This window comes from Chitinophaga sp. (assembly GCF_019236475.1).
Taxonomy (GTDB): Bacteria; Bacteroidota; Bacteroidia; order Chitinophagales; family Chitinophagaceae; genus Chitinophaga.
The window spans coordinates 170,353-194,967 of sequence record NZ_JAFAIX010000012.1 but is presented as its reverse complement, the minus strand read 5'-3'; the positions used below and the strand labels follow the sequence as shown (position 1 = coordinate 194,967).

Annotated in this window: 19 protein-coding genes; 12 read left to right on the top strand and 7 right to left on the bottom strand. The window is 44.5% G+C overall.

The window, feature by feature from the left end; all coding sequences use genetic code 11:
• The first annotated feature begins 448 nt into the window (after window positions 1-448).
• Entirely contained in the window at window positions 449-2,143 is a 1,695-nt protein-coding gene (locus JO154_RS16865; RefSeq protein ID WP_291947627.1) for a peptidoglycan DD-metalloendopeptidase family protein, read from the top strand.
• Window positions 2,144-2,164: 21 nt separating this feature from the next.
• Window positions 2,165-2,626: a thioredoxin-dependent thiol peroxidase gene (bcp, locus tag JO154_RS16860; RefSeq protein ID WP_291947626.1), complete on the top strand. Its 462-nt coding sequence runs from the start codon at window positions 2,165-2,167 to the stop codon at window positions 2,624-2,626.
• A gap of 170 nt (window positions 2,627-2,796) precedes the next feature.
• Here the strand turns inward: bcp and JO154_RS16855 are convergent, their stop codons facing one another.
• Entirely contained in the window at window positions 2,797-4,347 is a 1,551-nt protein-coding gene (locus tag JO154_RS16855) for an SUMF1/EgtB/PvdO family nonheme iron enzyme (protein WP_291947624.1), read from the bottom strand.
• A gap of 223 nt (window positions 4,348-4,570) precedes the next feature.
• Here JO154_RS16855 and porU point away from each other — a divergent pair, with 223 nt between their 5' ends.
• The 8 genes from porU (at window position 4,571) to JO154_RS16815 (ending at window position 15,951) form a co-directional block, all read left to right on the top strand.
• Window positions 4,571-7,963 carry a type IX secretion system sortase PorU gene (gene porU, locus JO154_RS16850; RefSeq protein ID WP_291947622.1) on the top strand — a complete coding sequence of 1,131 codons (3,393 nt, stop codon included), beginning with the start codon at window positions 4,571-4,573 and terminating at the stop codon, window positions 7,961-7,963.
• Between the two features lie 111 nt (window positions 7,964-8,074).
• A complete protein-coding gene (gene porV, locus JO154_RS16845) occupies window positions 8,075-9,253 on the top strand; it encodes a type IX secretion system outer membrane channel protein PorV (protein ID WP_291947620.1) in 1,179 nt (392 codons plus the stop codon).
• Window positions 9,254-9,364: 111 nt separating this feature from the next.
• Window positions 9,365-9,853 (top strand): 2-C-methyl-D-erythritol 2,4-cyclodiphosphate synthase, encoded by a 489-nt coding sequence (ispF, locus tag JO154_RS16840; RefSeq protein ID WP_291947618.1) that lies wholly within the window; start codon window positions 9,365-9,367, stop codon window positions 9,851-9,853.
• Window positions 9,854-9,888: 35 nt separating this feature from the next.
• Window positions 9,889-10,332 (top strand): dUTP diphosphatase, encoded by a 444-nt coding sequence (gene dut / locus JO154_RS16835; RefSeq protein ID WP_291947616.1) that lies wholly within the window; start codon window positions 9,889-9,891, stop codon window positions 10,330-10,332.
• A gap of 3 nt (window positions 10,333-10,335) precedes the next feature.
• Window positions 10,336-12,063, top strand: a complete 1,728-nt coding sequence (locus JO154_RS16830; protein ID WP_291947613.1) for a tetratricopeptide repeat protein — start codon at window positions 10,336-10,338, stop codon at window positions 12,061-12,063.
• 44 nt (window positions 12,064-12,107) lie between these two features.
• The gene (locus JO154_RS16825; protein WP_291947611.1) at window positions 12,108-12,929 is read left to right on the top strand and encodes a DUF4292 domain-containing protein; all 822 of its coding nucleotides are present in this window, start codon (window positions 12,108-12,110) and stop codon (window positions 12,927-12,929) included.
• A 107-nt stretch (window positions 12,930-13,036) separates the two neighbouring features.
• Window positions 13,037-14,515, top strand: a complete 1,479-nt coding sequence (locus tag JO154_RS16820; RefSeq protein WP_291947610.1) for a peptidoglycan DD-metalloendopeptidase family protein — start codon at window positions 13,037-13,039, stop codon at window positions 14,513-14,515.
• A 53-nt stretch (window positions 14,516-14,568) separates the two neighbouring features.
• Complete coding sequence (locus JO154_RS16815) at window positions 14,569-15,951, top strand: peptidoglycan DD-metalloendopeptidase family protein (RefSeq protein WP_291947608.1); 1,383 nt, start codon at window positions 14,569-14,571, stop codon at window positions 15,949-15,951.
• Here the strand turns inward: JO154_RS16815 and bshA are convergent.
• Window positions 15,948-17,093 (bottom strand): N-acetyl-alpha-D-glucosaminyl L-malate synthase BshA, encoded by a 1,146-nt coding sequence (gene bshA, locus JO154_RS16810; RefSeq protein ID WP_291947606.1) that lies wholly within the window; start codon window positions 17,091-17,093, stop codon window positions 15,948-15,950. The two genes, JO154_RS16815 and bshA, sit on opposite strands and share 4 nt — an antisense overlap.
• Window positions 17,094-17,291: 198 nt before the next feature.
• Between bshA and JO154_RS16805 the strand changes: the two genes are divergently transcribed.
• Together JO154_RS16805 and JO154_RS16800 are read left to right on the top strand one after the other, a co-directional pair.
• Window positions 17,292-18,665 (top strand): M20/M25/M40 family metallo-hydrolase, encoded by a 1,374-nt coding sequence (locus JO154_RS16805; protein WP_291947604.1) that lies wholly within the window; start codon window positions 17,292-17,294, stop codon window positions 18,663-18,665.
• Between the two features lie 30 nt (window positions 18,666-18,695).
• Window positions 18,696-19,091, top strand: coding sequence for a hypothetical protein (locus tag JO154_RS16800; RefSeq protein ID WP_291947602.1), 396 nt, complete (start codon window positions 18,696-18,698; stop codon window positions 19,089-19,091).
• A 109-nt stretch (window positions 19,092-19,200) separates the two neighbouring features.
• On the opposite strand, the gene JO154_RS16795 is transcribed toward JO154_RS16800, so the two are convergent.
• The 5 genes from JO154_RS16795 to JO154_RS16775 all read right to left on the bottom strand — a co-directional run bounded on the left by JO154_RS16795 (window position 19,201) and on the right by JO154_RS16775 (window position 24,582).
• Window positions 19,201-19,905 carry an SAM-dependent methyltransferase gene (locus tag JO154_RS16795; RefSeq protein WP_291947600.1) on the bottom strand — a complete coding sequence of 235 codons (705 nt, stop codon included), beginning with the start codon at window positions 19,903-19,905 and terminating at the stop codon, window positions 19,201-19,203.
• On the bottom strand, window positions 19,905-20,669 hold the full coding sequence (locus JO154_RS16790; RefSeq protein ID WP_291947598.1) for an EI24 domain-containing protein: 765 nt from the start codon (window positions 20,667-20,669) through the stop codon (window positions 19,905-19,907). The genes JO154_RS16795 and JO154_RS16790 overlap by 1 nt, the downstream gene beginning before the upstream one ends.
• 139 nt (window positions 20,670-20,808) lie before the next feature.
• A complete protein-coding gene (locus tag JO154_RS16785) occupies window positions 20,809-21,822 on the bottom strand; it encodes a PorP/SprF family type IX secretion system membrane protein (RefSeq protein ID WP_291947596.1) in 1,014 nt (337 codons plus the stop codon).
• A gap of 168 nt (window positions 21,823-21,990) precedes the next feature.
• The gene (gene upp / locus JO154_RS16780) at window positions 21,991-22,644 is read right to left on the bottom strand and encodes a uracil phosphoribosyltransferase (RefSeq protein ID WP_291947593.1); all 654 of its coding nucleotides are present in this window, start codon (window positions 22,642-22,644) and stop codon (window positions 21,991-21,993) included.
• Window positions 22,645-22,689: 45 nt separating this feature from the next.
• The gene (locus tag JO154_RS16775) at window positions 22,690-24,582 is read right to left on the bottom strand and encodes a von Willebrand factor type A domain-containing protein (RefSeq protein ID WP_291947591.1); all 1,893 of its coding nucleotides are present in this window, start codon (window positions 24,580-24,582) and stop codon (window positions 22,690-22,692) included.
• Between the last annotated feature and the right edge of the window lie 33 nt (window positions 24,583-24,615).

The window sequence follows — 24,615 nt, the reverse complement described above, 5'->3', positions numbered from 1 at the left end:
TTACTTCAAACTATTTGAATAAGATATTATTATATATTTTTAAGACATCAAGTAATCATATTAAAACATGTTACTTTTAACATAGTTTTATAAATTGGCATACCTATTGCATTATTCGGCACACCTATACATAAAGGAATAGACAGGACAGTACTCAAACAGTTTTCTAAAAGTATTTCAACAATGTAGTTTCATGTTATCGATGTTCTTCACAGGAGGACCGCCTTCCTGTGTCTAACCAGCACCGATACGAAGTCTTAGTAACGATACTCCTTCCGCCATTCGGAGCATCCAGTTGACTTTGTATGCAGGTCTGTTCATTTATCCCTGTAAGCTGCCTGGCCACAAGCCGGCAGCTTTGTCGGTTTATAACGTAGACGAATACACGTAGAAGTATTGATCGCAATTCAGTAACTTATGGACTCACTGAATTGCTATATTTGCAGCTATGAAGAATGTCATTGGAATATTTTGCTTACTACCGACTTTGTTAAATGCCCAGACCCCCGGAGTAGAGAAGAATTACCCACAGGGCTATTTCAGGAACCCCCTGAATATTCCCATAGAGCTGGCCGGAAATTTCGGTGAACTCAGGCCCAATCACTTTCACTCTGGAATGGACATCAAAACCCAGCAAAAGGAAAATCTTCCTGTACATGCTGCGGCAGATGGTTATGTGAGTCGTATAGGAGTGTCCCATACCGGCTTCGGTAACGTACTCTACATCACTCACCCCAACGGCTATACTACGGTATATGCTCACCTCAACACTTTCTTTCCTGCATTGCAGTCATACGTCAAGCATCAGCAATATCAGAATGAAAGTTGGGCGGCAGATATAGAAATTCCAGCAGGGAAATTCCCTGTACGCAAAGGAGACCTGGTGGCGTATTCCGGTAATACCGGTGGCTCTGCGGGCCCTCACTTGCATTTCGAAATTCGTAATACTACCACGGAAAAACCATTGAACCCGCTGTTATTTGGCTTTAATATCGCAGATACCAAAGCTCCGGATGTTTACCGGATTGCGGTATATGATCGGGATAGAAGTATCTACGAACAACAGCCCATCATGATACCCGTTAAAAAAGTGGGTAGCACGTATGTGACTACACAACCGGTTATCCATGTAAATGTTGCAAAAGCAGGACTAGCCCTCACTGCAGTGGATCGCATGAACAATGTGCCAAACACTTACGGTATCTATGAGGCTACCCTTATCCACAATAATGAGCCGGATATCGATTTCGAATTAGATAATATCGGTTACGACGAAACACGCTATCTCAATGCCCATATAGATTACAAGGTGAAGAAAAGCGGTGGTCCTTTCCTGCAACTGATGTTCTCTCTACCAGGTAATCAACTGGATATCTACCATGATCTAAAAGGCAATGGGACCATTGATCTTTCTGACGGCGCAGTCCATCAGATGGAAATACAGGTGAAAGATGCATATGGGAATACCAGCGTGGTGAAATTCGCCCTGCAACAATCCGGCGAGCCAACTGCACCTCGTAGTTGCGCTAACACCATGTATCCAGATGCTAAAAATATCTTTGAAAACAACCAGGTGGAATTCTACCTGGATGAACGCGCCCTCTACGATAACATCTGTTTCCGCTACGCCGAAATTCCTGCTAACGGCCCGAAAGATAAATCCAACGATTACCAACTGCATACCGCACTGGTACCCGTACACGATTATTTTGATGTAAGACTGAAAGCGAATAAACCTATTCCGGAAGACTTACAATCCAAAGTAGTAATGGTGAGAGAAGGAGAGGGGAGCAGCACTTCCGCGACTAAACTGGAAAATGGCTGGTATATTGGCAACTTCCGCGACTTCGGAAAATTCCACCTGGAAATAGATACCATTGCACCTAAAGTAACGCCACTGGGCATCAAACCAGGAGCTGTACTTTCCAAAGCTGGGAAAATTTCCTTTGCGATGAGCGATGCAAGCGGTATTAAAAGTTATCGCGCAGAACTAGATGGCAAATGGTTGATGTTCTCCCGTAAAGGCAATGTATTGACTTATACATTCGATGAACATTGCCAACCTGGTACACACACATTGGTGATGAAAGTAACAGATATCGCCGGTAATGAAGGTACTTACCGCTTGACTTTTAAACGTTAACAATCATAAACTTATCAGATAATGACAACATTAAAAGAAGGCGATAAAGCGCCGGTATTTAAAGGAAAAGATCAACACGGGAAAACCGTGTCTCTCACAGATTTCAAAGGTAAAAGAGTAGTACTCTATTTTTACCCGAAAGACATGACGCCTGGTTGTACCGCACAAGCATGTAACCTCCGTGATAACTATAATGATCTGCTGAAAAAAGGCTATGCAGTAGTAGGTGTGAGTATCGACAGTGAGCAGAGTCACCAGAAATTCATTGAAAAATATGAACTGCCTTTCACATTGCTGGCAGATGAGGATAAGAAAATTGTGAACCAGTACGGTGTTTGGGGAGAAAAGAAAATGATGGGTAAAACCTACGACGGTATTCACAGAACTACTTTCCTGATCAATGGCGAAGGTGTAATTGATCATATCATCAAGAAGCCAGACACCAAAAATCACACAGAAGAAATTCTGGAAATCTGGAAATAAAAATTCTCCCGTCTGTCGTCCCTGCCCGATGGGCAGGGACGACGAAAAAAATAAAAAAGGTTTGACGTCGCAGACGTCAAACCTTTTTTATACAGCCTTGGTAGGCTCACAAAATAAAAAGCCCCGGACATTGTCCGGGGCTTTTCTATGAGAAGTTGTAATGATCACTATTATCTCTTCTGGCGTTGTTTTTTGAACAGGTTACCAGTTTTGAACTTGTTACCTTCTGGGCTACCTACGCGGTCCATAGCGCAACGGAAACCAACGGTGTTTGTTGCCATATCTTCCTGCATGTAGCGACGGGTACCAGGAGACAGCCAGTAAGCGCGGTCGTTCCAGCTACCACCTTTGATAACGTGAGATTTATCGTTGATCAGGGTGGTTACACCGTAACCATATTCCACCATAGAGAGGGAGTCACCATCCAAATAGTTGATAACATCACCTTTCTGGTAGTTCAGACGATTGGCAGATTCTTCGTCTGTAACATCACGCATTTTGATACGACCCAGGCTGTCTTTCTCCAATTGCTTATCGCCATTGAGGTATACTGTCTGGAATTTGTTACCACGGAAGTAGTTGAAGTCATCCCCATCGATAGGGCTGAGTGGTCTGTAAACGTCGAGTACCCACTCTGCCACGTTACCGGACATATTATAGATACCAAATGTGTTCGGGAAGAAGGAGCGAACCGGACCTGGAATAGATGCACGGTCGTTCAAACCTCCGGCCACACCCATGTTATCACCGGATCCACGTTTGAAGTTGGCCAGGAACATACCTTGGAAGTTACCGCGGCGGATATCACGCAGACCGCTGGTATTGGTACCCCAAGAGTAAACCTGTTTGTTCATGATCAGCTCTTCCCCGTGTTTACCTTCTTTTTTAGAAGGGCCAGGGTTCTGACCTATATAACCCAGCGCGGCGTATTCCCATTCTGCTTCTGTTGGCAGGCGATAGTTCGGCAACATGATACCGTCTTCGAACTGTGCGTTACGGGGAGTACCGTCAGGATTTTTGAATTCGTTTTTGGAACCTTTGGACATTTTGCCCGGTGTACCTTCGTACAGACCCGCCATGTAGGCTTTGGTATCAAAGGTATTGTCGTCTGACTGATTTCCAACATCTGCTTTAGAGAGCAGACCTTTATCCATCAGCAGTTTTTCGTTTACACGGTTGGAACGCCATTTACAATAGTCAGTAGCTTGTTTCCAGTTTACACCCACTACCGGATAATCATTGTAAGCAGGGTGACGGAAGTAGTATTCTACCAATGGCTCGTTATAAGCCAGTTCGCTACGCCAAACCAGGGTATCTGGCATCGCCTGACGCAGTACATCAGGGAAAGATTCCCCGTATACGCGGGCCAGCCAGAACAGATATTCACGGTAATGAACGTTAGCTACCTCGGATTCATCAATGTAAAAAGAGGAAACTGTAATACGACGAGGAATGTTATTCCAGTCGCCCATTACGTCCTGCTCAGTAGCACCCATGGCAAAGGTACCGCCTTGTACGAATACCAGGCCAGGACCCGTCTGTTGGTTTTTATTCTTAGCTACGGTAAAACCTCCCATTTTCGGGTCGTTGTAGTTCCAGCCGGTAGCAGAAGAAGTTTCTTTCTTTTTGCCGAAAAGCCCACCACCGTCTTTATGACAGGCAGTCATGGATAGCATTACGCTGGTACCTACGAGCAATGACAAAGAGGTTAATCTACGCATGTGATACAGCTTTAGTCGATTATATTTACAGTAAACGCAAATGTAATCTTTTTATTTTATGGTGAAATAATTTAATTTGTAACAGTCCCTTATATATCGTCTGGTTTTCTAGGATATTGCTTCATTTGTAAAGGAATAAAAAGATATATTTGAAATAATTATCTTCTATTTTATACTTTGCGTACTCATACCTGACTAATTCTGAGAAGTCCCGAACAAGATAATGAAACTGCCCGGAATTACTATACTAGCCCTGTTAATTTTGCTTTATGCTTCCCGGCAATCCCTTGCCCAATCAAGGAAGTATAAGCCTCATTCCGCATTGGCCACCGGTCAATGGTATAAAATAGCCGTTTCCCAACCTGGGATTTATCGCATAGATGCGCCCTTTCTGCGCAAAATGGGACTGAACCCGGATCAAATTCCCGCCAACCAGATCCGACTTTTCGGCACAGGAGGCCGTATGCTCCCGGAAAATAACGGCGACCGCCCAGACGATCTGCCGGAAGTGGCACTCCAGTTAAATGAAAATGGCGACAATATTATTAACGGAAATGATGCGCTCTTGTTTTATGCCCCCGGCCCACATAACTGGATTTTTAATGCAGACACGCGTACTTATTCCCATCAGTATAATATATATAGTGATTCAGCGTGGTATTTTCTGTGCATAGGGCCCGTTACTGGGGCGAGAATTGCGCCGGCCACAGTGAGAGAAACGCCTTCGACGGAACAGCGTCTCTATACCTATCACTCCTTCTATGAAAAAGATAGCCTGAATTTCCTTCGCAGCGGCAAGCAATGGTTTGCGGAAGAGTTTAGTCTCGATCCCGATGCTGGAAGCAGACATACCTACCGGTTTACATTACCCGCCCAGCCCCAAGGGCCTGTTACCGTGAATATGCGGGTGGCGGCCAGGGGAATTAATGGCAGTAATTTCAAAGTGTGTCTGAATAAGCAAGATGCAGCTACAGCGTACCTACTGCCTGTCAGTGGAAATGTATTTGAATCCTTTGCCACAGCGGCTACTGGCACTGGGGCTGTGTTTCTCAACAGTCCTGCTATTCAAGCGGATGTAGATTTTTTACAGGGAGACAACAATGCGCGAGGCTGGCTGGACTATTTAGAAATACTAGCAATGTGTCCTTTACAGTTACCGTCTTCGGGCATGCTGGATTTCCGGACGGATGCATCGTTGTTGGATAATCAGCAGACAGGCTTCACCGTTAGTAACGCCAATGCACAAACGCAAATTTGGGATGTAACAGATATACAGACACCTGTACAGTTGAAAACAGCCCTTTCAGGAGATGCGATTTCCTGTACGGTGCTTTCGGATAGACCCCGAGAACTCTTGGCTTTCCAGCCGGAGGCGCTATTGCAGCCTGTTTATGCAGGAAAAGTGAATAACCAGGATTTGCATGCTGTAAAGGCGGATATGATAATCGCTACCGTACCGGAACTCCAGGCACAGGCCCTTCGATTGGCACAGTGGCATCAGCAGCAAGGATTGGATGCCCAGGTGGTTACCATGGACCAGGTATATAATGAATTCTCTTCCGGTTCGCCTGATCCTACAGCATTGAGGGATTTCCTCAAAATGCAGTACGACCGCGGCCAGACGCCCCAATACCTATTGCTATTTGGCGCCGCTTCTTATGACTACCGCCGTCGGGTGAAGAATAATACCAACATGGTACCCTCTTGGCAAAGTACAGCATCCCTAGACCCTGTTAGTTCCTACGTAACAGACGATTATTTCGGATTGTTGACAGATAAGGATGATATTAACCGAACGGATATACGAAATGTACTGCAATTGGCGATCGGGCGTATCCCTGCCCGCAATAGCACAGAAGCCGCAACGGCCGTAGATAAAATTATTCATTACCGGGAAAAATCACTCCAAGCCAATTGGCGAAATCAACTGGTTTTCATTGCTGATGATGAGGATAATAACCTCCATTTCAATGATGCTGAACTCTTGACGCAGTTAATTACCACTAATTTCCCTGCTTTTAATATCAGCAAAATATACCTGGACGCCTATACTCGACAAGCAGGAACCACTGGCCCGACTTACCCGGATGCAGTAACGGCGTTGAATCAACGTATCAATCAGGGAGCTTTGATCGTAAATTATTCTGGCCATGGTAGCAATACGCGACTAGCAGAAGAAAACATTGTGGATGGTACGACTATCACACAATGGCAGAACCAGGATTTCCTGCCTTTATTGCTAACGGCCACCTGCGATTTTGCACCTTTTGATAACCCTGCAGTATTATCGCTGGGACAGAAGATACTATTGCAACAGGCAACTGGAGCAATTGCACTAATGACTACAACGAGAGCTGTATTTGCGGCCTCCAATCGGGAAATGAATCTGAATTATATCCGAGCAGCATTGACAAGAAACCCGGATGGTAGTTGGAAAAGTCTGGGTACTGCTGCGAAAGAGGCAAAAAATATAACTTATGCCGGAAGTATAGATATTATCAATAACAGGAAATTCCAGTTACTGGGAGATCCTGCGTTAACCTTAGCCTTTCCGGTATATCGTGTAATGACAGATAGTATTAATGGGCAGGCGTTGGATAATAATGTGTCCGTACCGGCATTATCTGAAATGACGATTGTAGGGCATCTGGAAGATGACAATGGGCAGATGGCCGGCACCTATAACGGCGATCTATACACGACCATATATTCCGCACCTATCGTTAACACAACGAAAGGTAATACAGCAGCGAGTTTGCCGGCAAATTTTGAAAAACAGGAATCTATATTATTTAGGGGCATGGCTCATATTCGTAATGGTCGGTTTGTGAGCAAGAATACTTTGCCTGTAGATGCCATCAATGCAGTGGGGAATGGAAAAATTAGTTATTATGCTACTGGAAATCCAACGGATGGAGCAGGTGTATTTAATGGTTTCCACGTAACTTCCCCGATAGATGGCGGCGATAAAACACCTCCTGTGTTGCAAATATGGTTGAATAACAGGCAGTTTAACAGTGGAGATCTGGTGGGGCCTAATCCTGTTTTATTGTTAGATCTGTCTTCCAGCAGCGGAATTAACATTGGGGGATTGAACCCGGATCATAATCTGCTTGCATTATTAGACAGTGCAGAATATATTGTATTAAATGATTATTTTAGTGCATCTTTGGATGACTATAAGAAAGGAACTGTAGTATATCCGTTGAAGGGAGTATCTCCTGGAAAGCACCGGATTACTGTTAAGGCCTGGGATAATAACAATAATAGTGTTGTAGGTACTGTGGAATTTGACATAACTGATACAGGAGTTATAGCCGTAGAGGGCTTGACTAGCTATCCTAATCCATTTCATAACCAAACCAGGTTTGTATTCTCCCATAATCTGCTGGGAATGCAGGCCGAACTTACTCTTCAGATTTTTAATATAGAGGGTAGGTTAATGAAAACTTTGAGAAACACAATAATTCCAGGAAGCAACCGTTTTGATGGCATGCCCTGGGATGGTACCGGGGAGTCGGGAGTGAGATTATCCCCAGGTATGTATCTTTATCGACTAACTATCAGCAGTAACGGTAAGAAAAAGGTCAAGGGCGGAAAAGTAATTTTATTTTAAACCTATGCAGTATGAAGTGTCTGAAAGCCGTCTTCCCTTATCAAACCCCTATTCTGATTAATATATTATAAATTATATTATTTTTACATCCTATCAAAATACGAACATTGCATGATCCGAAAGTTAACTTTGAGCCTGGTGTTCATATATAGTACTTTCACTAGTTTAAGAACCTCAGCCCAGCGTGTAGACTCTACTGGTCAGTTAGATGGTCGTACCAATACTATTAATACAGCTGTTCCTTTCCTACGAATTACGCCTGATGCCCGCAGTGGTGCGATGGGAGACGTTGGTCTTGCCATTTCTCCGGATGCATCTTCCATGTATTTCAACTTGTCCAAGTTACCCTTTGCCGACGTTAAAACAAGTGTCGCAGTAACCTATACTCCATGGCTGAAAGAACTCGTAAATGACGTGTTCCTGGCTACGGTTAGCGGTTACACGAAAATTGATGATAACCAGGCAGTGTCAGGATCGCTGCGTTATTTCTCCCTTGGTACTATCAATTTCAGAGACATTACCAATACTGACCAGGGTAATTTCCATCCAAGGGAATTTGCATTAGATGGAGGTTATGCCCGCAAATTATCTGATCATTTTGGGGTAGGCCTCACCGGTAGGTTTATCTATTCCAATCTGGCTGGCGGACAAACAGTGAATGACCAGACTATCCGTCCAGGTAAAGCATTTGCAGCCGATATATCCGGCTACTATACCAAAGATTTTGAAAAAGATAATGGAACAGTGAACAAACTGAGTATAGGTTTGGCTATTACCAATATCGGTAGTAAGATTTCCTATACCAGTTCTGCACAGAACAAAGATTTCATACCTACCAACTTCGGGTTGGGAGCGGCTTATACCATGGCCTTGGATGAAATGAATACCATTACCTTGGCATTGGATATTAATAAACTAATGGTGCCTACACCGGATACCGCTGGTAAATATAAAAATAAATCGGTACTGGAAGGCATGTTCACTTCTTTTGGAGATGCTCCAGGAGGATTTAAAGAGGAACTGCAAGAGCTGATGTATTCTACAGGTGTGGAATATTGGTATAACAAACAGTTTGCGGTAAGAGCCGGTTATTTTAATGAAAATAAAAACAAGGGCAACCGTAAATACTTTACGGCAGGTGTGGGTATCAAGTATGATATCTTCGGCTTGAACTTCTCTTACCTGGTACCTTCCGGTTCTGGCATACAGCGCAATCCGCTGTCCAATACCCTTCGGTTTACCCTGACCTTCGACCTAGGTTCAAAAGAAGAAAGCCGGACAGGCTGGTAAACCGCTAATCAAAAAAAAGAGTTAAAAACATAAACAAATCCCTCCAGTCCGGAGGGATTTGTTTTTTATACCGTACTTTGCGGATTGGCAAAATGACTAAATTCAAATCTTATGAGTAACATACGTATCGGATTGGGTGTGGATTTTCATCAGTTGGTGGAAGGCCGTGAATTTTGGCTGGGTGGTGTATTGGTGCCACATCATAAAGGCGCCCTTGGTCATAGTGATGCAGACGTATTACTGCATGCTATCTGTGATGCCATGCTGGGAGCCCTCGCCCTCGGTGACATAGGCGTACATTTCCCAGATACAGATAATACCTACAAAAATATTGATAGTAAAATCCTCCTTTCCCGTTGTGCACAACTGATCGGAGAAAAAGGATACCAAGTAGTGAACGTGGATAGCACCCTGTGTCTGGAAGCGCCTAAAATCAAGCCGTATGTGCCACAGATGCAAGCCGTGATCGCGGAGCGTCTGCGTATCAGTGTAGACGACGTTTCTGTAAAGGCCACTACCACTGAAAAAATGGGCTTTGTAGGCCGGGAAGAAGGCGTAATGGCGTATGCCACCGTTTTGCTGGAAAAGTATAATAATTAAGACTAAACTCTGCTATAAAAAAATATCTTTGCTGAATGGCTGAAGTAATTGTGAAAATAATTAATAAGTCGGCAAACGAATTGCCCGCTTATGCGACTGCAGAAGCTGCAGGAATGGATCTCCGTGCTAGTCTGGAGGCCGCCATCACCTTACAACCCTTGGAACGTACCCTCGTTCCTACCGGACTGTTTATAGAACTACCTTCCGGTTATGAAGCACAAATCCGTCCCAGAAGTGGCCTGGCCATTAAGCAGGGACTTACCCTCCTCAATACTCCGGGTACCATAGACGCGGACTACAGAGGAGAGATTAAACTAATCATGATCAATCTGTCTAACGACCCACAAACCATACAACCAGGTGACCGCGTAGCACAAATGGTGGTAGCGCCATTTGTACAGGCTTCTTTACAGCCAGTGGAAATACTGAGTGATACGGTGCGTGGAGAAGGTGGATTCGGTCATACCGGTAAATCCTGATAAATGCGTGTATACGTCACAGTGATAGGTGTTACCCTGGCCTTGATGATAGGCGCCTGCTCTACCAATAAACACACAGTAGGCACCCCCATCAAAAATCCGGAACTGCTTAAGCAGCGGTCGGACAGCCTTTTCTTTGCTGCCCAGCGCTCTAAAATGAAGGGCGACTATCGCACAGCGCTTACACAGTATTCCGATTATCTCAAGCTGGATAAATCCAATCCTACCGTATACTATGAGATTGCCCGCCTCCTGATGGACAATCGCAACGGCCCCTATGCGCTAAACTACGCGCGTAAAGCCGCTGCATTGGACTCTTCCAACAGATGGATATTGCAGTTGTTGGCAGATACTTATGCTGTATCAGAGAAATTTGATAGCGCCGCAAACGTTTACCAGACACTCAGCAACCGTTATACCACCAATGATGATTACCTCTACAACCAGGGCGTTCTCCTGGCAAAGGCCAACCAATCGGCCGCTGCACTAGAGGTATTCAACAAATTGGAGAAGAAAACAGGGGTAGTGGAAGAAGTCACTTACCAGAAACAACGACTGCTCCTCAAACTGGATAAAGCAGATGAAGCTGCGAATGAAATCAGGAAATTGATTGCTACCAATCCTGCCGAAATCCGCTACTATTACCTGTTGGCAGAAGTCTATGACGCCAATGATCAGATCAAGGACGCAAAAGTAGTCTATAACGATATTCTCACTAGAGATCCGGAAAATCCCAGGGCGCTCATCGCCCTGGCAAATTATTCCAGGAAAGATAATAACATGAACGGGTACTGGAATTACCTAACCCGTGCATTCGAGAGTAAGAACTATGGCATTGATGAAAAAGTCGCTTTCGTTTATCCTTATCTCCAAATGTTGGAAACAGATTCCACCAAACTGGATGAAGGACTAAGGTTATCCCGACTCATCATTCAAACGCATCCAAAGGATGCCAAGGCATATGCGTTGCAGGGAGATATGTTTTCCCAGGCAGATATGCTGGATAGTGCACAACTCAGTTATCAACGGGCTTTACATCTGGATTCCACCCGATTCTCGGTATGGTACCAGCAGATGTGGATCTATTCCCGTAAAGATGATCCGCAGGCCCTGAAAGCACTGAGCGATACCGTAACGGAACTGTTTCCAAAGGAATTCATGGGCTTCTACTTTAATGGCCTGGCGAATTACCTATTGCAACAATTCCCTGCGGCGATCACTTCCCTTAATAAAGGGCTGGCGTTGGGAAATGCGGAGAAAAGATTTACTGCGGATGCTTATTCTTTATTGGGAGATGCGTACCACGCTACAGGCCAGCATTCGCTGTCAGATAGTAGCTATGAACATGCCCTCCAGATCCGCCCCAAGGATGCTACAGTGCTGAACAATTACAGCTATTACCTTTCGCTCCGTGGTGAAAACCTGGAAAAGGCCGCTGAAATGTCCAAGAGATCGCTGGAATTAGAGCCCGACAGTCCTACTTTCATGGATACTTATGCATGGATCCTCTTCCGTCAGGAAAAGTACCAGGAAGCCAAAGAATGGATGGACAAGGCTTTCCAGCATCCTGAATGCCTCCAGAATCCTAATATGTTGGAACACTATGGAGATATCCTCTATAACCTGAAAGATGTAAACAAAGCAGTGGAATACTGGCAGTTGGCCAAGGAAAAAGGAGCTTCTTCCGTGGACCTGACCAGAAAAATTGCTGAGAAAAGATATATTCAATAAGCCGGTAACGCTGCTCCGCAGTACGCCAAAAGTCAAAAGCCAGTATGAGATTATTGTTATTTGTGGGTTTAATTGCTATTGTTGCTGCATCCTGTCGACGCCCTAAAGAACTGGCCCGTACCACTTTCCCCGCTGCTGATACCAGCAAAAGAGTAGTGGTAAAAGATAGTAGCGCCAGTGAGGAAATGGCGAAGTTTACAGATTCCATGCTGACAGGTATCCACAGCAATCATATCGACTTTAATTCTTTTTCCGGTCGGGCAAAATTTGCTTTCGAAACAGAACAGGATAGCAAAAATGGACTGTCAGTGAATATCAGGATGCAGAAAGACAGCATCATCTGGATTTCTATTTCTGCTCCTGTTATTGATGAAGTGGTGCGCGCCGTCATCACTAAGGATAGCCTGAAAATGTACAACAGGCTGAAAAAACAACTGGTTCTACGCCGACTGGCAGATGCAGAGGACTTACTTAATGTTCCCTTCGATTTTAATACCCTCCAGGACTTACTGATTGGCAATCCTGTTTATCTGACAGACTCCGTTTATCAGGTCATTAAAACACCTTCTATCGTTTCGTTTAGTTGTGATAATCCTAGGTTTATCAGCCTTTTCAACGTATATGCGGATGATTTTGGATTGCAGCAAAGCAAAGTAATGGATAAGGGCGAAGGAGAGGTGAAACGCTCATGCGAGTTGACGTATGGCGACTATGCCAAAATAGGTGCACGCAAATTCCCTACTACCAGAAGGATTTACGTAGAAGAAAAAAGTACGACCAAGGTAGCGCTCGACTTCACAAGATATGATTTTGATGTGCCGGTTTCGTTTCCATTTAGTATGCCATCCAGTTATAAACGGATGTGATAGCGGATCTACAAATGTTCCGCTGCATTAAACTAAGAAACGTTGTATATTTATCGTTTATATATCAGACATTAATTTCGTAGTTACTAAATATAGTCATGTTGTATTTGAAGAAGATTATTCCGTTTGTGTTGGTAATATGGTTGATGCCTGCCCTGGTGGTAGCCCAGCAGAATGCTGGACAGCAGCAGCCTGCCCAATCACGGGAGGACCTGGAAAGAAGGAAGAAAGAACTGCAACATGAGATAGACGAAGCCAATGCCCAACTCCAGGAAACTAAAAAATCCACGAAAGAGAGTCTGGGTCAGTTGCGCGCCCTGCGAGATAAAATCACCCTTCGTTCAAAGCTGATCAACAGCATCAACGATGAAATAAATTTCATTAACGGAGATATCAATACCGCCAACAGGGATGTAACCACCCTCAGAAAAGACCTGGATACCCTGAAAGCACAATATGCACAGTTGGTAGTTTATGCTTATAAGAACAGGTCTGCTTATGACATGATGAACTTCGTGTTTTCTGCATCCAGTTTCAATGATGCAGTGAAAAGATTCCAATACCTCAAACAATACCGGGAATATCGTCGTCGTCAGGCGGATAATATCGTTTCTACCCAAGCCTTGTTGAACAAAAAAATACAGCACCTGGAAAACCAGCGTGTAAAACGTGGAGATGCCTTGAAAACAGAGGAAGACCAACGTGCAACACTGGAAGCGGATAAGAAAGAAAAAGATGAGGTATTGACTAAACTGAAAGGGCGAGAAAAAGAACTGGTTCAGGATATTAACCAGCGTAAAAAAGATGCCCAGAAAGTACAGGTAGCGATTAGGAATGTAATCCGTCGTGAGATTGAAGAAGCCCGTCGTAAAGCAATGGAAGAAGAGGCTGCCCGCAAGAAAGCAGCAGAGGAGAAGAAACGTAGGGATGAAGAAGCGCGCAAAGCTGCAGCCGCAGCAGCAGCAGCGGAAAGGGCCAGAGCTGCCGCCGCTGAAAAAGCCAACAATGCAAGTTCCGCTACTAACAATACACCAGCACCAGTAGAAAAACCAGCAGAAAAACCTGTAGAGAGACCAGTGGAAAAGCCAGTGGAGAAACCTGCACCTCCTGCGCCAGCACCAACGCGCAGTGAAAACGTATTGGAAGCAACACCAGAAGCGCTGGCATTATCTGAAAGCTTCGAAGCAAATAGAGGTAAGCTGCCATGGCCTGTAGATGCCGGAAATATCATCGAACACTTTGGTATTCACCAGCACGCAGTAATGGAACATATAACAGTCCCAACAGATGGTATTGTTATTGCTACTACGAAGGGCGGCCCAGTTAAATCTATCTTCGAAGGGGAAGTAAAATCTGTAGTAGTAATGCCTGGTATGGGATATATGATCATTATCCGCCACGGGCAATATTTCACAACGTATGTGCGTTTGCAAAACACACGCGTGAAGAAAGGCGATTTTGTAAAAACCGGACAGGTAATCGGCACGGCTAGCGTAAACGACATTGAAAATACCGGCGAGGTAGAACTGCAAATCTGGAAAGGTGTTACCAAGCAGAATCCAGAGCAGTGGATACGTCGCAGATAGGCAGACGGGCATAAACGCCCCTGCCTCTACTTACTAACCTAATGCATTTTTGTTTGAGAAAGTTGATCCCTTTCATTATGGCGTTATGCCTGTTACCTGCTGTACTCATAGCCCAGCGTAACAAGCAGTCGCGCGCTGCCCTGGAGCAAAGGAAAGAGCAACTGTTGAAAGAGATTGTGGAAGCAACACGCGCCCTCCAGGAAACGAAGAAATCTACCCGTCAGAATCAATCCCTGCAGAAATCCCTGCAGGCTAAAATTGCATCCCGTAATGAGCAAATAGGCGCCATCAATGTGGAGATCAGTGAGATAGACGGAGATATCAGCAATACTAACAATAACGTACATACGTTGGAGAAAGAAGTGGACTCCCTCAAGGCCCGCTATGCACAACTCGTGGTGTATAGTTATAAATCCCGCTCCAATTTCGATGTGCTCAATTTCCTGTTTTCAGCAACTGGTTTTAATGATGCAGTACGCCGTTATCAATACCTGCGCGCGTATCGGGAGAGTAAAAGAAGGCAGGCCGAGAGCTTGTTGTCTACTCGTAAACTGTTGGGAGATAAACTGGTGCAATTGCAACAACAACGCCAGGAGAAAACCGGCGCCCTACAAATAGAGCAACGCCAGAAAATCAAACTGGTAGCCGATCAGAAGGAAACGGAACAAACAATTAAAGACCTCCAGGATAAACAAAACGATCTACAACAAAGTATTGCCAAAAGTAAAGCGGAAGCCAGACAAATTGATAATGCTATCCAGGTGGCTATCCGAAGGGAAATAGAAGCTGCCCGCCGAAAAGCGGCTGCAGAAGCGGCGGAACGTAAACGTATTGCTGCTGCTAAACGTAAGAAACAGCGCGAAGAAGCCGCCCGTAAAGCACTGGCAGCTAGAAAAGCGGCAGCTAAGAAAGGAAAGAAAGCACCGCCTCCACCAAAAGTGAAAGAAGAACCGGATGAAGAGGATGATGAACCAGCAACAGCTTCCAATGAAGATGTATTGGATGCGGCACCCGGACAGTTGTCTCTCTCCCGCAATTTCGAAGCAAACCGCGGACGCTTGCCATGGCCGGTAGATGCAGGCCGCATTGCAGGACATTTCGGAATGGGTATGATCGGTAAAGTGGAAAAAGAATATAGTGGGGTTGTTTTCTCTACGGCTGCTGGTGCTGCTGTGAAAGCGATCTTCGAAGGGGAAGTAATTATGATCTTTAGTATTCCAGGTTCTGGAACCATGGTTACTTTACGCCATGGGAAATACTTTACCAATTATGTACACTTGCTGAATGTAAGAGTGCAGAAAGGGGCTAAAGTTACGAAAGGTCATGTTTTAGGCGTTGCTGCCACCCCAGCAGGCAGCAGCAACGGCCAGATAGAATTACAGATCTATAAGAACGTAGTCAAACAGAATCCGGAAAGATGGATACGCAGCCGTTAAAGGAGCTGCGCTTTCCTTTGATTTTGTAATACCTGCTCATATAAAGCCTCATACTGAGGAATGATATTGTCGATATGGAAACGTTGTGCCTGTTCCCAAGCGCCATGACGTACACGTGCCAGCAGGGCTTCGTCTTGCAGCAAATGAATAGCATGTTTGGCCATCGTATCCGTGTCTCCCACATCACCCATATAACCGGTAACACCAGGGATATTGATTTCTGGTAAACCGCCGGCATTAGAGGAAATAACAGGTACCTGGGAAGCCATGGCTTCCAAAGCAGCCAGACCAAAACTTTCATATTCTGAAGGGAGGATAAACAGATCGCTGATAGACATCACATCTTCCAGTTGCTCCTGTTTACCAACAAAACGAACATCTTCGCAAATTCCTAGGTCGCGGCACATACATTCAATAGTAGGCCTGTCCGGTCCATCGCCTACCAACAGCAGTTTTGCTGGCATCGCGTCTCTCACCTGTTTAAAAATCTTCACTACATCCGGCACACGTTTCACCTTACGGAAGTTAGAAACATGCAACAGCACTTTTTCCCCATTAGGGGCAATAGCCTGACGGAAATGCGGCAGATTACGGCGACTAAATCGCTGAGTATCCACGAAATTGTAGATCACAGAGATTTCCTTTTCAATCTGGAAGGATTTATAGGTCTCGTCGCGCAGATTTTCAGAAACCGCTGTAATGGCGTCCGATTCATTGATGGAGAAGGTCACTACCGGCGCATAGGTCTTGTCTTTACCTACAAGGGTAATATCGGTACCGTGCAAGGTCGTGATGAATGGTACTACGCGGCCCTGCTTTGCCACAATCTGTTTGGCCATGTAGGCCGTGGAGGCATGAGGGATCGCATAATGTACATGGAGCAGATCCAGCTTCTGGTTCAGAATTACATCCACCATGGTACTACTGAGGGCAGACTCATAGGGAGGGAAGTCGAAAAGCGGGTATGTGGGAACCTGTACTTCGTGGTAATAGATATTCGCGTGAAACGCGTTGAGCCTAACAGGCTGCTGATATGTGATAAAGTGGACCATGTGGCCTTTATCCGCCAGAGCTTTACCCAGCTCCGTGGCCAATACGCCACTACCACCGTATGTAGGATAACATACTATTCCAATACGCATGATTTATTTTTTATAGCCAATACGAAAAGCCCATAGTATGAAAAACAGTAATACGTGCCCTTATTGACTGTTTTCCAAACAATGCATCAGCAAAGGTAACGCCATAAAATTAAATCTAGGAATGACGTAAACCATTTTATTGTTATTTGTACGTACCGGTACAAATGAGTAGTTTTATCTGCAAACTGACTGCCGTTTATGAGAAATTACCTTTTGCCAATTTTACTGGGATGTGCTGTCCCCGCAATGGTTTCAGCACAATCACAGGACTCAGTAACCATTAGAAAAATGGCCGACGAAGTACTCACCCACAGTACTGCCTACGAAAACCTCAGCGTATTGACCAAAAAAGTAGGAGGGCGATTGGCAGGTTCACCAGGTATGGTAAAGGCCGAAAAATGGGGCTTTGAAGCCCTGAAAGCTGCCGGTGCTGATACCGTTTACCTCCAGGAATGCCTAGTACCTCATTGGGTGCGTGGAGCCAAAGAAGAAGCGCGGATTATTTCCAAAAGAAGGGATTATACCCCGCCATTGAACGTTCTGGCGTTAGGAAATTCCATTGGTACAGGTGAGAAGGGCGTAAGCGCTCCTGTCCTGGAAGTCTCCTCCTTCGACGACCTGGAAGCCAAAAAAGACCAGGTAAAAGGAAAGATCGTATTCTATAACTATCCGTTTAATCCGAAGTTTATTAAAACCTTCCATTCTTACGGTGATGCGGCTAAATATCGCGGTGGAGGGGCCAGTAGAGCAGCCAAATACGGCGCTGTTGCTGTAATCGTGCGCTCTATGAGCCATGCTGCCAACAATGAGGCACATACCGGCGCTATGCAATATGATCCCAACTACGCTAAAATTCCGGCAGTAGCCATTGGCTTGCAGGATGCAGACAGGCTCAGCCAACGCGTAAAGGACGATCCGTCTGCCCAGGTGTTTCTGCGTACCAACTGCGTAATGTTGGCAGATACCATTGGTCATAACGTAATCGGTGAGCTGAGAGGGAGCAAGCATCCCGATCAGTACCTGACGGTGGGCGGTCACCTGGATTCTTGGGATGTAGCAGAAGGTGCCCATGATGACGGTACCGGCTGTGTGCAGTCAATCGAAGTATTGCGTACATTTAAGGCAATGGGTTATCAGCCAGAGCGTACCCTCCGCGTAGTATTATTTGCCAATGAAGAAAATGGTACCCGCGGTGGTAAAAAGTATGCAGAACTGGCGAAACAACGCAATGAAAAACACATCTTTGCATTGGAAAGCGATGCTGGCGGATTTACCCCTCGTGGTTTTATCATGGACTTGCCTGCTGAACTGAAAGCGAAAGTCGTTTCCTGGAGACCGCTGTTCGAACCCTATGGTATATACGATTTTGATGAAGTAGGCGGTGGAGTGGATGTTGGTCAGTTACATGCGGCACTGGGTACGCCAATGGCCGAACTTTCACCAGACTCACAGCGTTATTTTGATATTCACCATGCCCCGATTGATGTGTTTGAAAATGTGAATAAAAGAGAGCTGGAGTTGGGAGCCTTTGCAATGGGAGCATTGCTGTATATGGTGGATAAATCCTTCTGATCACCAACTTTTTAACTATAAACAAAACACATGGGTCGATTTGTATTTATCGTCGTTTCAGTTATCGTACTGATTTTGGGCGGCATCTTCTTTTATAAATTCTATTTCGTATTCGGAAAAGGAGTGAAGGCAGGAGAGCTGAATTATTTTGTACAGAAAGGTTATGTTTTTAAAACCTATGAAGGCAAATTGATTCAATCCGGCTATAAAGGACAGGTGGCCGGAGCTATTCAATCCAATGAATTCCAGTTTTCTGTTACCAATGAAAGAATTGCACAGCAACTGATGACTGCAAGCGGTAAATGGGTAGAGCTGAGCTATAAAGAATACCTGGGTGCTATTCCTTGGAGAGGTTACAGCCCATTTGTAGTAGACAGTATTATCTCTGTTACAGATCAGAATACCGGCAAACGGATACTTCCCTAATAAATGAAAGTCTGTCTCCCCTGCCCGCAGGGGAGACGAAAAAAGAGAAGGGAAATGATGTCGCAGACGTCATTTCCCTTCTCTTTTTCTTTATATGGTAGTAGTATCGTTATTCTGCATCCAGTAAGAATATTGCTGGTTTCTTATGCAGTTCCGGTAAGGCTTTTTTCCAATCCTTCACGGTTTTTGTTTTAATGAATTCATCCGGCCCCGTGATATCTGCGGCCACACATACTTTCGTATATTCCTTACAGTTATCCAGGATATCTTTCATCAACTGGTTGTTGCGGTAAGGCGTTTCTATAAACAGTTGTGTTTGCTTTTTCTTTTGCGACTGTAACTCCAGATCTTTAATGGCTTTGATACGCTCATGTGGTTTTATCGGGAGATAGCCAACAAACTGGAAATTTTGGCCATTCATTCCAGACGCCATAAGGGCCAGTAACATAGAATTGGGACCTATCATTGGAATAACAGGAGCATCTATACTATGCGCCGCTTGTACAATCAAATGGCCGGGATCCGCCACAGCCGGACATCCCGCCTCACTGATCACACCTATATCCTTGCCTTCTTTGAGTAGCTTTTTAGCGAGGGTCGTATCAGGCAACTGGTTTTCATTCATGGGAAGTAACTGCAAGGCATCGATATTAATGCTTCTATCCAATGCTTTCAAATAACGACGTGCAGTACGTTCATTCTCCACATAAAATACAGTCAGTTTTTTAGCTGTTTCTGTTACATATGGCGGTATACTGTAAAGGGCATCAGCACTCAACACGGTAGGAATCAGGTACACTTTGCCGATATTCATTAGCTCAGTTTTTTGTCTTGTAAATCAATAGTAGCTGCAATCACTGCGTAAGAAGGGGCCAGCATCCAACCGATCACCGGTAGGATAAAGAACAGGTAAAATACAATACCATTTCCCAATGCCATCCCTCTATGCTGACGTATAAACGCAATACTTTCCGACATGTTCATTCTGTGACGTTCGCAACTATAATCCATCATAGAGAAACCATAGAAATAACACTCTATGAAGAATCCAATCATAGGCGTAATCCAGCCTACAACCGGGATAAACGATACCAGTAATAATATGAGGATGGCGGCAGTCTGGTATACCATATTACGACAAGACATTTTCACACCTCTCCAAATATCCGCCAGCAACTGTTTTCCGCTGAAAGGGAAGTCCCTGTTTTCCAGGATGGCTTCTGTTTTTTCAGAGAGATAAGAGAATACAGGGGAGCCCAGTATCAAGAATAAATACTTGAAATAAGCCACATATAGGAAGAGAAGGATAATACGTATGCTAAATGCTACGAGTATAAAGAGGAAGCTCACCCAACTGCTAGCCAGATCTTGCACCCATTCCGTGAGATGGAAAAGTTTGGTTAGATATTCCACGAAGTCGCCCGAATATCCCCAAGCAAAATACATTCCTCCTAAAAATAACAGGCAGTAAATGATACCCGGAATTAATATCCACTTCCACAATTTATGCTGCTGGATAAACTGATGCGCTTTACCGTAAGCCTGGAAGGCCGACAGTACCTCTCTGAATGAAAACAAGTTATGAACAGTTTTAGTGTAAAAACAGAATGTCTTTTTCCCCTCTAAAGTTAAGGATGGACGAAACTATTAAAAATCCTCCATAATAATAAACCCGGCCAGTTGGCCGGGTTTATTATTATTAAAATAAGTTGATTTTTTAGAATCGAGGGCAAAGCGTTTTATACTTATTCATCTGATTCTTAGTATGAATGTATATCAAGGAAAGTTCAAGCCCTCCACGATAATTGGACGCAGGTTTCAGACTGGAAACGTTTGTATCGTAAGACAATCCTACTTGGAAACCTTTAATCTCCATGCCGATGTAAGGGATAATGGCATCTTTCAAACGATACCAGCTACCCACATAAAATACAGTTGGGTTATCGTCCATATCTGTGAGCGTAAAGCCATAGGCGCCACCAAAAGTGAACTCTGTAGCAGTACTTTGTTTCATGTAGAGGACACTAGCGTGTATGCGGTTATTGCCATTGACAGGAGCAGAGCCCCCACCATGGATAGTCCAGCGATAGCTAAGTCTGTTCTGTGTGATGTTCATGAAAGACTCCGTAGGCTGGGTAATATGATAGTAAGATGCACCCATGTAGATGTTGGAGGATTGCCCAATCAGCCCGTTATAAAGAATACCGATATTTGGATCGAAATAGGAAATCTTTGGGTTGATTAATGTTTCTCCACTGGGAATGGATGGGTTATATCCGTTATTATCTATCTGGTTTTCAAATCTTAATTTTTCGTTATCTACCCTTTTCTGCACAAAGGTTCCCTGTAATCCGATGGCTAAAGTATGGTTTCCTTCCGGATCCAACCCTTTATGGTAAGCGGTACTCATACTGACATAGCTGGAAGTAAGGGCCCCGCCGCCAGTTCTGTCGTACATGGCCATAAAGCCAACACCCCAGATATCTGTATAGGAAATTGTATTTTTTAAGATGCCAAAATCCGCCGCCATGGTTCCTGTCACAAAGGGAGTGGAAATACTTCTCCATTGTGATCTGTAGTTGCCGGATAGGCGATAATCCCCTGAGAATAAACCTGTAAAAGCAGGGTTAAGCGTCATAGGAGATGCAAAAAATTGTGAGAAGTGCGGATCTTGCGCCCGCAAGGAATTCAAACTGAAGAATATGGTCAGGAATAGTAAAGCTCTTTTCATAAGGATAAGCTTGTAGCATAGGGTTTATGCAATAATGGTGAAGGTACGCCAATTAAGTCATATTTCAAATTAAATCCATGTATAGAAGGATTCATGCGCATAAAAAAACGGATATACGAAATTGACCACATAATCAACCTCGTATATCCGTTAAACGTAAAACGGTACTTATTGTTGTATTTTATTTCCGAAAGCGAGATCGCCGGCATCGCCCAGCCCTGGAACGATGTAACCTTTAGCGGTCAGTTCATCGTCTATATCTCCAGCCCAGATAGTGATATTGCCTTTGGTGTTTCTGATCACATATTCAATACCCACGGTACAAGCGATAGCTACTACCAAGTGAATATGGGAAGGCTTTCCGATTTCTTGCAGGTGTTCGATGGTTTTCACCAGAGATGCACCTGTAGCCAGCATAGGATCTGAAAGGATAAGTACATTCCCTTCAATAGAAGGACTGCTGACATACTCCAAGCTGATATCGAAAGAACCATCGTGATTATGCTTACGGTAAGCAGATACGAATGCATGGTCAGCTTTATCGAAATAGTGCAGCAAACCCTGATGCAGTGCGAGTCCTGCGCGAAGAATAGTAGCCAGTACTGGCTGTTCTTTCAATACGCGGCAGTTTGCAATACCCATAGGGGTGGTGATATCTTTCTCTACATATTCCAGCGTTTTGCTGATTTCGTAAGCAGCTACTTCACCCAGGCGCTCCATATTGCGTCTGAAACGCATACGGTCGTGCTGAACATCTACGTTTCTGATCTCACTGAGCCATTCACCTACCAGCGAATTAGTTTCACTTAAATTAATTATCATTTGCTTATCCTTTGAGGCGGCAAATTACCGAAAATTGTTGATTGCTTACCTTTTCAGCAGCATTGCTTTTTTGACCAACTGAAGGTACTCGCTTCTGTAACCTTCTGGATCTTCTCCACGGGTATTGGCAGCCCATTTCAGCACCTTATCATAGGTGGCGTCGCCCTGGAAGGCTGATTCCCGTAATATCTGTCCGAATGCGGCCACAGAGGCGGCCAGACGGAAATCGGCACTCATATCGTCAAATGCCTTAGGTTGATATCTTAACACCTCCTGTACAAGGCTGCTGGTATTGGAGTCTGGCTGTTTATATCTCATTTTAACAGTCAATATTTCGGACCTGTTGCCCAATACCTGTGCTTGCTGATATTTCAGTGGATCTACCCAGTTCACTGTTGAACCAGCCTGCCCTGTAGGAATGATTTCATACAAGGCAGTTACCGTATGACCCGCGCCCATGTCACCGGCATCTTTCTGATCATTATTGAAATCCTCTGCCTGTAATATCCTGTTCTCATAGCCTACTAACCTGTACGCCTGCACGAAATTCGGATTGAATTCTACTTGTAATTTCACATCTTTCGCAATGGTGAAAAGGGTTCCACCGAATTCTGTTACAAATATTCTCCTGGCTTCTTCAAAATTATCTATATAAGCATAGTTACCATTCCCTTTATCGGCGAGTGTTTCCAAATTATCATCTTTCAGGTTGCCCATACCGAAACCCAGTACAGATAAGAATATACCGCTTTTCTTTTCTTTCTCTATCAAGCGTTCTAATTCGCCTGTATTGGATACGCCTACATTGAAATCCCCGTCTGTAGCAAGAATAACCCTGTTATTGCCTTTGGGTTGGAAATTTTGTTGCGCTATTTTATAAGCCAACTCAATCCCTTCACCACCGGCAGTAGATCCGCCAGCAGAGAGGTTTTCCAGGGCTTCTTTGATTTTTATTTTTTTATCTCCGGAGGTAGATGGCAGCACCATACCGGCAGCGCCCGCATATACTACGATAGACACCTTATCTTGTGGACGTAATTGCTCTACCAGCGCGCTAAATGCTTTCTTTACTAGGGGCAGCTTGTTATATTCATCCATAGAACCGGAAACATCGATCAAGAAAACCAGGTTGCTAGGAGGAAGATTTTTGGATTCCACGGTCTTACCCTGAATACCGATACGTACCAACTGATGTTTGGTGTCCCATGGACAGTTGCTCATATCGGCTATTATGGCCACTGGATCTTTCCCTTTGGGCTGTGGATAATGATAATCGAAATAATTGATCATTTCTTCTACCCGTACTGCATCTGCGGGAGGTAGATCTCCCTGGTTAATAAACCTTCTGACATTGCTATAGGAAGCCCTGTCTACATCCGCGCTGAATGTACTTAAGGGCTGATCTTTCACGGCATGAAAGATATTTTCATTGATAGCGGAATAAGACTCTGTGGAAACATCTTTAGTAATGATGGGAGGAGTATAATACATTTTCGCAGTGTAGTTATTAGCTGCTACATCTGCGGTCACATTCCCACGGCGTTGCATAGTGGTAACAGGGGCTGCTTGGGGGGGAGGAGGTGGAGCCATGGGCTCTGGACAATTTATTTTATCCTTATGGTGGAAGATCCTTTTTGCCGGACGGGCCACCATATTCACATTGATATTATTGACGCCCTTGTTTACCATGATTTCCAGGCGCGGATAGCCAGTAGCAATAATTTCGATTTTGGTAGACACGGTTCCGATTTTCAACTGCCAATGCCCCTGTTTATCGGTGGCGGTCATATTGTCGGTTCCTTTTTCTCTCACCACAGCATTGACAATGGCAGCCCGGGTGAGACTATCCCTGACAACTCCTGTAACCATTCTTGATTGAGCCATGGCATTGAGTTGTACCAGGAAGACGGCGATAAAAAGTGCAATATATCTTTTCATGACAGTAAGTTTTTCTGTCTCTAGGATGCAATC